At 67.1% G+C, this 12,488-nt stretch carries 8 protein-coding genes and 4 pseudogenes; 5 read left to right on the top strand and 7 right to left on the bottom strand.

What is annotated here, in order from left to right:
• Nucleotides 1-337: 337 nt before the first annotated feature.
• Nucleotides 338-731: pseudogene (locus ACGFR7_RS23375) on the top strand (transposase); the annotation flags it as partial.
• 310 nt (nt 732-1,041) lie between these two features.
• On the opposite strand, the gene ACGFR7_RS23370 reads toward ACGFR7_RS23375, so the two are convergent.
• Nucleotides 1,042-1,980, bottom strand: a complete 939-nt coding sequence (locus tag ACGFR7_RS23370; RefSeq protein WP_393322435.1) for an oxidoreductase — start codon at nt 1,978-1,980, stop codon at nt 1,042-1,044.
• Nucleotides 1,981-2,060: 80 nt separating this feature from the next.
• Here ACGFR7_RS23370 and ACGFR7_RS23365 point away from each other — a divergent pair, with 80 nt between their 5' ends.
• Nucleotides 2,061-2,699: a TetR family transcriptional regulator gene (locus tag ACGFR7_RS23365; protein WP_393322433.1), complete on the top strand. Its 639-nt coding sequence runs from the start codon at nt 2,061-2,063 to the stop codon at nt 2,697-2,699.
• Between the two features lie 195 nt (nt 2,700-2,894).
• Here the strand turns inward: ACGFR7_RS23365 and ACGFR7_RS23360 are convergent, their stop codons facing one another.
• The 5 genes and pseudogenes from ACGFR7_RS23360 to ACGFR7_RS23340 form a co-directional block, all read right to left on the bottom strand.
• Entirely contained in the window at nt 2,895-5,081 is a 2,187-nt protein-coding gene (locus ACGFR7_RS23360; RefSeq protein WP_393322430.1) for a DUF6603 domain-containing protein, read from the bottom strand.
• A 906-nt stretch (nt 5,082-5,987) separates the two neighbouring features.
• Complete coding sequence (locus ACGFR7_RS23355; RefSeq protein WP_393322427.1) at nt 5,988-6,296, bottom strand: hypothetical protein; 309 nt, start codon at nt 6,294-6,296, stop codon at nt 5,988-5,990.
• Nucleotides 6,297-6,639: 343 nt separating this feature from the next.
• A complete protein-coding gene (locus ACGFR7_RS23350) occupies nt 6,640-8,109 on the bottom strand; it encodes an APC family permease (protein WP_393322424.1) in 1,470 nt (489 codons plus the stop codon).
• On the bottom strand, nt 8,106-8,747 hold the full coding sequence (locus ACGFR7_RS23345) for a hypothetical protein (protein ID WP_393322421.1): 642 nt from the start codon (nt 8,745-8,747) through the stop codon (nt 8,106-8,108). The genes ACGFR7_RS23350 and ACGFR7_RS23345 overlap by 4 nt, the downstream gene beginning before the upstream one ends.
• A 46-nt stretch (nt 8,748-8,793) precedes the next feature.
• Nucleotides 8,794-9,069: pseudogene (locus ACGFR7_RS23340) on the bottom strand (o-succinylbenzoate synthase); the annotation flags it as partial.
• A 632-nt stretch (nt 9,070-9,701) separates the two neighbouring features.
• Between ACGFR7_RS23340 and ACGFR7_RS23335 the strand changes: the two are divergent.
• From ACGFR7_RS23335 to ACGFR7_RS23325, 3 genes and pseudogenes are all read left to right on the top strand, one after another.
• Nucleotides 9,702-9,854 carry a hypothetical protein gene (locus ACGFR7_RS23335; RefSeq protein WP_393322419.1) on the top strand — a complete coding sequence of 51 codons (153 nt, stop codon included), beginning with the start codon at nt 9,702-9,704 and terminating at the stop codon, nt 9,852-9,854.
• Nucleotides 9,855-10,126: 272 nt separating this feature from the next.
• The gene (locus ACGFR7_RS23330) at nt 10,127-11,383 is read left to right on the top strand and encodes a protein-glutamine gamma-glutamyltransferase (RefSeq protein ID WP_393322416.1); all 1,257 of its coding nucleotides are present in this window, start codon (nt 10,127-10,129) and stop codon (nt 11,381-11,383) included.
• A 313-nt stretch (nt 11,384-11,696) separates the two neighbouring features.
• Nucleotides 11,697-12,181 (top strand): annotated as a pseudogene (locus ACGFR7_RS23325) (IS5 family transposase); the annotation flags it as partial.
• 121 nt (nt 12,182-12,302) lie between these two features.
• Here the strand turns inward: ACGFR7_RS23325 and ACGFR7_RS23320 are convergent.
• A pseudogene (locus tag ACGFR7_RS23320) lies at nt 12,303-12,395 on the bottom strand (restriction endonuclease); the annotation flags it as partial.
• Nucleotides 12,396-12,488 lie beyond the last annotated feature (93 nt).

Below are 12,488 nucleotides of genomic sequence, written 5' to 3'. Positions count from 1 at the left end.
CCTACAAAGGCGTTGACCCGCGTCCCGCTATGCAGTTCCCGAGCGTGAGCTGCCTCACATGCCCATCTCAGCCCCGTGCAGTCAGCGATGACGCCGGTGAGTCACGTGGCAATGAGCCGGAGAAGGCAGCGTCGTTGCTGGGCCGCTACAGCTTCACCCGGGTGGGACCATCCCGTTTCCCCGCGCCGCGCTCACGGCGCCGCCCTGACCCACCCTGTTCTGGGTTGGCTCACTGAGGCCGAGGCCGAGGGCGTGGCCGACTGGCGCCCGGAGTGCAGCCCTTGGGAATGTCAGACGGCTCTGGTGACTGGGCGGCGTCCGCGTCGTTCCGTCCTTCATGGGACGGGGTGATCCATCCAACGCAGAGCGGGCCCGGCCGTAGCCGCACCCTGCCGCGGAACACCGGGCGGGGCGGGCGGTGGAGGAACCACCGAAGGGTGATGAACGGCATTCTCTTCCGCCGGCGGGCCGGTATCCCATGGCGGGATCTGCCGTCCCGGTTCGGGAGCTGGAAAGCGGTCTACGACCGGCATCGACGCTGGTCAGCGGACGGCACCTGGGAAAGACTCCCGCGGGCCAGCCAGGCCGATGCCGGTGCGGAGGACCGGATCGACCGGACCATGGTCGGTGTTGACTCGACATCCTGCCGGGCTCACCAGCACGCCGCCGGTGCCCGCCATCGCCCACCGCTTCCGGCGCGGGATGAGCCGTCTGGCGGGAGCCGTGCTGGTCGCCTTTGGGGTGCGAACAGCAACGGCAAGCTGAGCCAGCACGTCCTGCCCATTCCACAGCTGCGGGCCCCGGTGAAATGATCTTGCCGTGACAGGTGTGATCACGGCGTCGCAGCCATCCTGGATAGTGCAGTTCGCCCGGCTGAGCCCACGGCACTTCCGCATGGGGATCTCCAGGAAGGGATGGTGCCGCCCGCTCTGCTCGGCGCGGGCCGGGTAGCGGTGGATCAGGTCCTGCGGCACCGTGCGGTGCGTTGCAGGATGGCGAACACCGAGACGGGGATGGCTTGCGGACCGTCCACGCCGTGCCTCAGCTGGGCAGGGTCGGAAGCGCGAACCGCAGGTTGGTCAATTCCTCTGACAGCTCCCAGAGTCGGCGGCCGGTACCGGCGTCGGCCGCCGCCGGAGACAGCTGTACCTGCTTCGGCGCGCCACGGAGCTCGGCCATGCCGCCCGGTCCGATGAACTGTCCGCTCTTCACGTCCGAGGCGGTCGCTGCGTACAGCTGAGGCAACGCGCCCTGGTCCGGGGACTGGGCGAGCGGCGTGAGGAGGCGACCGAACAGCAGCTTCACGATGCCGTACGGCGCGCTCGTCTGCAGGTTGGTGGCGGTGTAGCCGGGGTGGGCGAGCACACTGCTCACGGGGCTGTCGACCGCTGTCAGTCGCCGGTGGAGTTCCCGCCCGAAGACGGCGTTGGCGAACTTTGACTGGTTGTAGAACCTCATGGGCGAGTACTTGCGCTCGCCGGAGAGGTCGTCGAGGAAGAGCCGCCCCTGCCGGTGATTGGTCGAACTCACCGTGACCACCCGGGGGTCACTGCCGTCGGCCAGCAGGTCGAGCAGCAGACCGGTGAGCGCGAAGTGGCCAAGGTGGTTGGCGGCGAACTGCAGCTCGTGGCCCTGCGCACTGAGCGTCCGGGGCGGCGCCATCACGCCGGCGTTGTTGACCAGTACGTCCAGCCGCGCATGGTCGGAGCGCAGCCGGTCGGCAAAGGCGCGGACCGAGTCGAGATCGGCCAGGTCGAGGCGGCGTACCTCGAGACGGGCTCCCGGTAGCCCGGCGGTGATCTGCGCGGACGCCCGGCGGCCCTTGGCTTCGTCGCGGACGGCGAGGATCACGTGCCCGCCCTTGCGGGCGAGTGCCCGGGTGGTCGCCAGGCCGAGGCCACCGTTGGCCCCGGTGACCACGAACACCCGCTCGGTCTGGTCAGGAATCTGCCCGGCGGTCCAGGGCTGATGCTTCATCATGCGACACATGCTGTCGTTGATGGCACCAAGTGTCAACGTGCTACTGAGTGTCATGCAAGGCATGGCGTTACCATGGCCCGGTGAGTTCCCGCCCTGAAATCTCCATGGCCCAGCGCAAACGTCAGCTCGTCTCGAATGAGCTGACCGAAGCGGCACTGCAGTTGCTGGCGCGGAAGGGGTTCGACGCCGTCACCGTCGACGAGATCGTGGCAGCCGCCGGCGTATCCAAGCGGACGTTCTTCCGGTACTTCGCGTCCAAGGAGGATGTGGTCGTCCAGTTCCTGGCCGACATGGGCACCGGCATGCGCGCGGAGTTGGCGGCCCGCTCCCTCGAGGAACGACCGTCCGTCGCGCTGTCACACACCGTCTCTGTCCCCATCGCTGCCTGCGGCGACCACTCCGACAGGGCATTGCCGGTGGTTCAGCTGATTTTGCGTACCCCCGCTCTGCGCGCTCGCTTCCTGGAGCGCCAAGCGCAGTGGCGCGACGACCTGAGCGCGGAGTTGGCGCGCCGTCTGGAGCTCGACCCCGGCACCGACCTGTACCCGCAACTGGCCGCCGGGATGGCGCTGACCGCCTTCGACGCAGTGCTGCAGCGGTGGAGCGACAGCGACGGCGCCGAGGACCCCACCGAACTGACCGGCCGCGCCTTCGCCGTCATCGCCCCGAGCTTGGACTCCGTCGAACAACGGGCCACTCGTGCACGTGCTTCGCAATAGATCAGCCACCCTCGCCCGCGGCCGGCCGGCAGGAGACCTCAATCGCGTTCGTGACCTGATGCTGCCGTGTCACGCGCCGAGTGTGTACCAGCAGATGTACATCGCCACCCACTCCTTCGTGCTTCCCGCATTGTCGACGTCGGCGATCCATACGGAGACGTTGGAGCCTTTCGCCAGCGGGACCGACGTGTTTCCTCAGATTCCCTGAGAATGCTGCTGGGTCTTCTTTCCCTGTGCGACGAGGTCGAAGTAGTACGTGATCCCCGGAGTGCTGACAAAGATCCGGTGCTTGCGCCCGTGCATCTCGTCGTCAGTGAACCACTGGTGACTCGCGGCCTCGACCACTAGGAAGCCATCCTTGGCGGCGGTCATGGTCCACTTGCTGCCTTCGCTGGGCTTGGTTGTTCCCCTCGGGTAGTTCTTCCTCGTGGGCTGCGCGCTGAACAGGGCGGTCGCGAACTGCACAGCTCCTGCGGCGACCAGAGTGCCAATGACTGTCGCGCTGCCGCCGATGCTGACGTTGTTGCCGGTCGGGACGGTGACGTGACTGTTGATCTTGAGGGGTGTGCCGGCGGGGCCACGGAGGTCGGCGACTCGGACGGTCTTGTCGACCACGGCGGCGTTGACGTCGCCGTTGGCGGTGAGCGTGCCGTTGGCGGTGAGTGCGCCTTCGACGGTCATGCCGCCGGTGACCGTCACGGCGGACATTGCGCGGACAGTGTTGTTGAAGAGGGTTTCACCATGGACGGTGAGGTTGCCGACGTCGAGGTCCGGTTTGCGGACGGTGACCTGGGTGGTGAGGATGCGGGTGACGGGGTTGGTGGGGTCGCTGCTGGTGGTGCCGCGCAGGTAGAAGGTGGTGTCGGATTTGACGTTGGTGATTGTGCGGCTGGTTTCGTTGGTGACGTTGAGGCTGGTGTCCCCGTAGAGCAGTTCGTATGTGGCGTTGGTGGAGCGTTTCCAGGTCAGGGTGACCTCGCCGCCGTTATCGATGACGAGTGCCCCGGCGATGAAGTCGTGCATGGAGAAGTCGGCCGGGAATTTGCCGACGTCGAATGTGGTGGAGCGGTCCGGGAAAGCGCTCCCGCTGGTGCGGGAGTATTCGGTTACGGTGATCGGTGCGGTGCCGACCTTGCGGCTGATCGGGATCCGGGACAGCTGGATGGTGAATCCGGTGTCGGGCCCGATCGTTTCGTAGCTTCCTGCCGGCGTGAAGACGAACTCGTCCGATGACTCGTTCAGTGTGCCGGTCCAGCCGTCGAGGCTGATCCGCGCGGTGACGCTGGAAAGGTTTGTGGCCAGGTCCGGTGAGAACGTCCCGGCCGGCACTTTCACCTTGATCCGTTCCACATCGGCCGGGTCGCGGTGGCGCCGTGAGCCGACGATGATCAGCTCGCCCCTCTCCTCCGGCGTCGAGGGGTTTTCCTCGGACGCCTTGAGCGGGGCATAGGCAGTGCCGCTGATTTTGATTGTGTTGCCAATCCCCCAATCCAGACCGGCGGGTTCCGACTTCGGGTAATGGCCGGGCAGTTCGCGGCCCCGCGGGAGGGCTCCGAGGATCAGAGCGAAGTCCCCCGCCCGGGGGTGCTTGCCGAACCAGAACTTCATCCCGACGCCGCCGCGCAGTTTGCATTTCTCGTCGATGAGGAAGGTCTTCTCGGTGAAGCCGGCGCTGATGCTCAGTTCCCCGGCAACGGGCTTGACCGTCACCTCGAAGCCGATCTCCAGCCGGGCGATCTTCTTCTCACTCTGCGTCGGCAGCTGTGCGCCGCCGGCCCCGAGCAGGCTGATCGTCAGTTCCGATCCCGTCTGCACCAGGAGCATCGCGCGCCCGCGCAATGTCTTGAAGCAGTCAAAGGCCACACCGGCGGCGAACCACAAGTCGCCCTCCTGCGGAATCACCCACGGTCTGGGCGGGCCGATCAGACTGGTCAGCACCTTCAGGGGATCGACCGAGGGGCCGTCCGCTCCGATCGCACCTGGGTTGTCCAGGGCCATGAGGAACGGGAATGCGCCCAGCTCGTCCGCCCTCGGCACCCGCACCCGGCTGTTCCAGCCGCCGCCCGCGGCGACGCCCCGCACGGCAAAGGGGGGCGGAGTGACACCCACCTCGCTGCCCAGCGAACCGTAGGCGAACAATGACGGCCGAACGCTGCTGGTGCGGGGCTCGAGGTACGCGCCCATCAAAGACCCGTTGAATTTCCCGGTGTCAAGGAGCAGCGCCCCGCCGAACGCCGCCTCGTAATCCTTGAAAGGCCCGTCCTCCGCCAGGATCGGCATCGCAGTAAACGCCCCCGCGACCCGCACCGGCGACTTCTCGTACTCCACGCTGATGCCGCCGCCGCCAATGGGGGTTTCGACCGGCTGCCAACCACGCACCATCGGCGACTGGTCGTCGCGGCCTGCCCGGTGATCCGCAACTCCGTCAGATCACATACCGCGCCCTCGATTCGCAGGCGGCCGCCACGGAAAACCAGGCCCACATCGGGCGCCTGGCCATCCAGTACGGATACGGGGATCTCGACCGCTCCCCCCGGTGCCGCCTGCTCAAGGATTTCCCGGATGTCACCCACACGTACTGACACAGAGCCCCAGCCTCCGAACCGCAGCAGAAGGAAGAACAGACCAGCTACTCGCCTCACTTGAAGCAACCATCCACACCCAGCACAGGCCCGTGACAGAACGCACCTGATCAGTTACGGACCGTACAGCAATGCCTGGTCGGGACGGCGGGCGAGCAGGCGATTTCCGCCAACGGGCTCGCGGTCAACACCCCCCACTTCCACCGCAGCAGGAGGCGGATGTCCGGGGCGCATACGCCCGTCGCGGACGCCGCGCACACCGGTCGCGACGGCCGATGGCGCGTCGGCCGCCGACTCCGAGAAGACATCGACGGCCGCCGGCCGGCGCCGGATACACGAACAGCTGGTGTCGCTATCACCGTCCGCACCGGTCCGGAGTGCGCCGAGGGACGGCGCACGGTGTTCACCAGCGTTCTGCAGGCCGAGCACCGCTGTCCGCGGCAGACGTCGAGGTCGTCACCACCCTCCACGACGACCACAGCTCCCTCGTTGTCCTGATGTAGCCGTACGGCGCAGGGGACCGGCCGGCCTTGAGAGCGAGGCGCATGTCAGTCAGCGGGAGGGCGTGTGCGGGAATGCGTCGGCACGGAGGGGCAAGGCGGGGGAGTGCCGTACCGCTTGGGTGGCGGGGCGATGGCCAGGACTCGCCACAACTGCCGACACCGAATCGGTTCATTCGCGGCTGACATGGAATGCCCGTGCACGGTCATGCAGGCGTGGGCGCCGGCCATGTGGGACGTGCACTTTCGCCGCTGCCGGGAAGAGTCGTCGTACCGGCTTCGGTGTTGATGAGGCTGAGAGAGCCGAAGTGGATGATCCGGTAGGGGAACACGCCGTGGGGCTTGCGGGGACCGGCACCGGCATCGGAGCAGCAGACCAGCCGTGCTCCTTCGCGGTGCAGCCCTGCGAATTCGCACTGCGCTGCTTCACACGGTTCGGCCATGTGCGGTGCGACCATCGAGCCTGTCGCTAGCCATGCTCCGGTGGCGCCGATGAAGATGCCTGCCTCCGCCACGGGGCGACCTTGACGCCGACTTCGAACTGGTCACGCTGGGGCCCGTCGAGCGGGACCTGGCCGCTCTCGGGCCCAGACACGAATCCGCCTACCACCGCGGCGCGCGGCGCAACGGCACGAGGCCGCTCAACGAGGAGGTCATGGGCTTCGTCAACGCCCTGCGCGGCGCCGAGCAGCGGCGCCGATCTCCACCCGCGCCACCAAGCTTCAGCGGAACGAACGTCGTGTGGCAGCCCCCGACGGTTGTGCGGTGGTGGGTTCGCAAGAGCTGGTGTGGCACGGCAAGGGCCGTGCCACACCAGTGTCCACTCGGAACATGCGGTGACGCGTAGCGGACTTCGCCTCAGATGAGCTCACCCGTGGTCTTCGCTGGGGGCGAGTCCGCGATCCGAGCGTTCCGTCGGCCGTAGCTGACGTACACGGCCAGACCGACGACCAGCCAGACAACGAAGCGCAGCCAGGTCATGACGCTGAGGTTCAGCATCAGGTAAAGGCATCCCACCGCGGTGAGGATGGGCAACCACGGCGACAGCGGCACCCGGAACGGTCGGGGGAGCTGCGGTTGGCGGTGCCGTAGCACCGGTACGGCAAGCGCGACGATGACGAATCCGGACAGTGCTCCGACGCTGACCATGTCGGCGAGTTCGGACAGGGGCACGAACCCGGCGAACAGCATGATGATCCCAGCGCCCGCGATCGTCATGCGGTGTGGGGTACCCCACCGAGGATGTACTTTCGACAAAGATGTCGGCAGCAACCCATCGCGGCTCATGGCGAAGCCGATGCGGCCGATGGTGACCAACTCGACCATCATCACCGACGTGAGCCCCGTGACCGCACCCAGCGAGATGAGCGCTGCGATCCAGGGCGCTCCCACCGACTGGAAGGCGGCGGCCAGCGGGGCTCCCTCGTCGATGTGCCGGTAGTCGGCCATCCCGCTCAAGACCAAGGCGACGGCTATGTAGAGCACCGTGCAGACGGCGAGGCTGCCGAGCAGGCCGACCGGTAGGTCGCGCCTGGGCCGTTTGGTCTCCTCGCCGAGATTGGCCAGGGCCTCGAACCCGGTGTAGGCGAAGAACACGACCGCCGCAGCAGTGAGTATCCCGCCGACGCCGTAGACCGACTGCCCCATTCCCAGCAGGGCCTGCACCAGGGGCTGCTCTGTGACGCTCGCACTGGCCTCGGAGGGCTGCGCGGGCGGTACGAACGGCTGGAGGTTGGCTGCCTTGAAGTAGTACAGACCAGCCACGATGACCAGCACGCACACCGCGACCTTCACCACGACCAAGGCATTGGTCACACGGGACGATCCGCGGATTCCGGCCACGGCGACGACGGTGAGTACCGCGATGATGAGGATGGCACCGATGTTGATGGTGGAGGTCTCACCGAACCACTCGCCAGGAAGTCCCAGCAGATTCGCGACGTAACCCGACCAGCCGCGCGCGACCACGGCGGCGCCGAGCACGAACTCCAACAGCAGATCCCAGCCGATCACCCAGGCGAAGACTTCGCCGAGGGTGGCGTACGCGTAGGTGTAGGCGCTGCCCGCCGTGGGCACTGCCGAGGCCAGCTCGGCGTAGCACATCGCGGCCAGGGCCGCGACGATGCCGCCGATGGCGAAAGAGATGACGACGGCCGGCCCGGCGTGATTCTTGGTCTCGATACCGGTCAGCGTGAAGACGCCGGTGCCGATGATGATGCCGATGCCGAATCCGATCAGGTCCACACCCGACAGCCGCCGGTTGAGCCCACTACGCGTGCCGCGGGCGAGCACCTCCTCCACCGGCATCTTTCGGAACAGGCTCTTCATTGATACTCCTCTGGCACAGGCCCGGAGGGAGCGGGCCGTAGGCGGGGAAATGACGCGATGGCCGGCCTTGATGATGCGTGTGCTGGTGACGTGCGGCCGCGCCGTGCGGATCGGAATCGAGACCGTCGAAGCGACTGCGACTCAGAGGGGCCGGGACCCGACCGGACGTCCTGACGTCGTGGCGAGGGGTTCTCGGACCAGCCGTCGATCAGTCCGGCCGACAGGGCCGCGCGGCGGGACATCGCGGCGATCACGACGCACTCTCCCTCGGCATGTGCGAGCGCGACCACCGTACCCAGCCCGTCGAGGGTCGGCACGCCGATGCTCGCGGTGAAGGTGCCGTCCGACCCGCCGCCGACGGACACCCCGCACAGCTCACCGAGTCCGAAATCGGCAGCGACGTCCCGGGCCACCGCGAGTACCGGCTGTGCCTGGGCCGCCTCCACAGCCAGCACCTCCGGGATCGGGGCAATGCCGATCCCGGGCCCGGTGGGCACCGAGATCAGCCCGTCCACGACCGTGAACGGCTCGGTGAGATCCTGCTGGTAGTACCGGTCGGAGCCGGAGATGTCCGAGGGCAGGGTGAAGTTGGGCAACCCGGCCAGGGCCAGGTTCGCCGCCCGGCCGAAGTTGTGCATCCAGTACAGCGGTCTCCACCGCCGCCTTCGCCATCCGGTGGCCCTGCACCCCGGACAGCGCCGGCATCACCGACGCGGCGGTGACGTCGCCGCCGAGAAGCGGGGGCAGCAGTTCGTCCGCGACGACCCGGTGCGCGCACTCGGTGTACTCGCTGGAGTACACCGGGTGTTTGCCCGGCACGCACTCCGCCCAGCCCTCCGCCTCAGGGGTCAGCACCCGGATCAGCAGCACGTCCCGCCGGGTCTGGGTGCCGAAAGAGGTGCGGAACGGTGTCACCAGCGGCAGTTCCACCCGTACCAGTTCGGCGGACTCGATCTTCATCGGCTCTCCTTCATGGGATGTTCCGGCTCCTACGGCTGACCTTGCGGGGTTCGTTGTGTCGTCCGCGTCAACGGCAGCGCGCCGCAACGCGGCCAGCCGCAGCTGAAGGTGAGCGAGGAGCATGGCATCGGCGTTGGCGAAGTCCAACCCGGAGATATCCTTGATTCCGCCAAGCGGTAGCACATGGTGTTCACGTGGATCTGCAGTTTCGCCGCTGCGGCGCTCCGGACGGACCGCGGCGGCGAACCACCGGGCGTGATCCCCGCCGGGGACCGGATCCTTGTGATGCTCTGTCCGCTACCGCTGCATGCACTTGTGAGCTGTGGGCCGCGATATGCCCCTTCAGCCGGTTCACCCCGCTGAAGGGGGCTCGTTGTCCGGGCGGCGACGACGGCTGCAATCGCACCGTGGGCCTCTCGACAGCATCGGTATCGGCCGGCCTTGCCGCGAATCACATGCCATGAGCAGGGAAACGCTGCCGCATGCATCCCCATGGGCCGGCTCGGACGCATGGCCGGATACGTCCTACGTGGCAGATTGGCCGATTCTCAGACCGCGACGTTGCGGGGGAGTTGGCGCGAGGACATGATCACTGTCCGTATCAAGCTGATCACTCATCCAGGAGCCGATACGTGATATGCCCCATCGCTTTCCGCGCTCTCCCCGCCGTCGACGTCGCCGTGACCGCGGCCCCCGCCCTGTCCCTCGCCCAGGGGGCCCAGGCGGCCGCCCCGACCCCCGTCGCCCCGGGCCGGACCCGCGTCTCGGTGGCGACGCTGATGTAGCGAGGCACCGGTGCCGCCCGGCCCGGGCGGCACGCCGACCATGAGGTCATGGCCGGCGACGACTGCACCGCCACCGCCACCGCCACCGCCGTCTCCCGCCTTTGCCGCATCTCCTTCCGCCTCGTGGCGGCGTTCCTTCCTGTCGCCGGCGCGGCGACCCCGGGGCGCGCGGCTGAGGTCCGAAGCGGCTGCTTACCGCAAACCCCTCAGTGCGTCGTTCGCTCGCATGCCCCGTTTCATGAGAATCCACAACAAAGGAGTTACTGATTTCCATGTACAAACGTCGGAGTTTACTCGCCTTCGCCACTGTGGGTGCGGTGATATGCACGGCCGGAGTCATGCCGTCGGTCAGTCATGCCGCCGGCGGCGGCGACGGGGAATGGGAGGGGTCCTACGCCGAAACGCACGGCCTGACGGTGGAGGACGTCAAGAACATCAACGCACTGAACCAAAGAGCCCTGACTGCGGGTCAACCTGGCAATTCTCTGGCGGAATTACCGCCGAGCGCCAGTGCGCTCTTCCGGGCCCCCGACGCTGCCGACGACCGGGTGACCCCTCCCGCCGAGCCGCTCAACCGGATGCCAGACGCGTACCGGGCCTACGGAGGAAGGGCCACTACGGTCGTCAACAACTACATACGCAAGTGGCAGCAGACCTACAGTCGCCGTGACGGCAACCAACAGCAAATGACCGAAGAGCAGCGAGAGAAGCTGTCCTACGGCTGCGTCGGCGTCACCTGGGTCAACTCGGGCCCCTACCCGACGAACAAGCTGGCGTTCGCGTTCTTCGACGAGAGCAAGTACAAGAACGACCTGGAAAACAGCAGGCCACGCCCCAATGAGACGCAAGCGGAGTTTGAGGGGCGGATCGCCAAGGACAGTTTCGACGAGGGGAAGGGTTTCCAGCGGGCGCGTGAGGTGGCGTCCGTCATGAACAAGGCCCTGGATAGCGCGCACGACGAGGGGACTTACACCGACCACCTCAAGACAGAGCTCGTGAACAGAAATGACGCTCTGCTCCACGAGGACAGCCGCTCGAACTTCTACTCGGCGCTGAGGAATACGCCGTCCTTCAGGGAAAGGGACGGAGGCAACTACGACCCGTCCAAGATGAAGGCGGTGGTCTACTCGAAGCACTTCTGGAGCGGGCAGGACCAGCGGGGCTCCTCTGACAAGAGGAAGTACGGTGACCCGGAGGCCTTCCGCCCCGACCAGGGCACAGGCCTGGTCGACATGTCGAGGGACAGGAATATTCCGCGCAGTCCCGCGCAGCCTGGCGAAAGCTGGGTCAATTTCGACTACGGCTGGTTCGGGGCTCAGGCGGAAGCGGACGCCGACAAAACCATATGGACCCACGCCAACCACTATCACGCGCCCAATGGCGGCATGGGCCCCATGAACGTATACGAAAGCAAGTTCCCGAACTGGTCTGCCGGATACGCGGACTTCGACCGCGCAACCTACGTCATCACGTTCATACCCAAGAGCTGGAACACCGCCCCCGCAGAGGTGAAGCAGGGCTGGCCGTAACAGAGCCGGGCCTCCCCGCAGGCGAGCTACATCACGGCCGAGATCGTCAACGCCACCGGAGGAACGCCGCTGCCGTAAGCGCTGCTCTTCTGCCTGCGGCGCGGCCGCGCGCCCTCTTGAGGGGACCGGAGCCGCAGTGGACAGCATGCCGGGCGCGGCGGCCGGCGCATCGGCGTCGGTCACATCCGCGGTCGCGGTGGCCGGGCGCGTCTCGCCGAAACCGGCCTCTCGCTCGACACGACAGCTCAACGGAAAGTCCGGTGGGACCTCTTGGACGCCGTTTCTGATGGTGTGATCGTTCGTTGAGCCGTGCATGACGGATCTGGTGGAGCGGTTGGTGCCGGACGAGTTGTGGGTGCTGTTCCGGCGGGTGGTTCCGCCGACGGAGGTCATACGCCCGCAAGGCGGCGGCCGCCGACGGGCCGGTGACCGCGCCTGTCTGGCAGCGGTCATCTTCGTGGCCACCTCGGGCTGCACGTGGCGGCAACTGCCGCCGGTGTTCGGGCCGGCCTGGCCCACCGTCTACCGGCGCTTCGCCCAGTGGAGCCGGGACCGGGTGTGGGCCAGGCTGCACCGCGTCATCCTCGACGAGCTCGGCGCCCGCGCAGCGTTGGACTGGTCGCGGTGTGCGATTGACTCCGTCAGCGTCAGGGCGGCAGAAGGGTGCCACTGACCGGACCGAATCCGACCGATCGAGGCAAGAGCGGTTCGAAGATCCACCTGATCACGGACCGCAACGGGCTGCCCCTGTCCCTGGGCATCTCCGGGGCGCGGCATGCCTCGACATTGCGGCTTCCAAGGTGGCGGTGAGCCCTATCGGCTGACCCTGAGACGCTATCCGCGTACCGAACGTGATCCTTCGATTCGGCTTGGGCGGGCATGAACTCCGGCTGGCGGCGGGGGAGACAGGGCGGTTCGTCCCGACCGGGTTCCGTCCCAGTGTCCCGTCGTACCCGCACATCGCACACGCGAAGGCATAGGCGCGCAGTACTTCTTCGGCGAATCCTGACCTAGATGAATGAGTCCGATGTTCTCAGTGGTCGAAGGCGATCAGGGATCGTTTGATCTTGGCGCCGGTGGTCCAGTTGTGCCAGATGCCGGCGGC

It is taken from the genome of Streptomyces sp. NPDC048516, from assembly GCF_043199875.1.
Taxonomy (GTDB): domain Bacteria; phylum Actinomycetota; class Actinomycetes; order Streptomycetales; family Streptomycetaceae; genus Streptomyces.
Note: the sequence above shows the minus strand (reverse complement) of the source record. Positions and strands in the feature narration are given on the sequence as shown.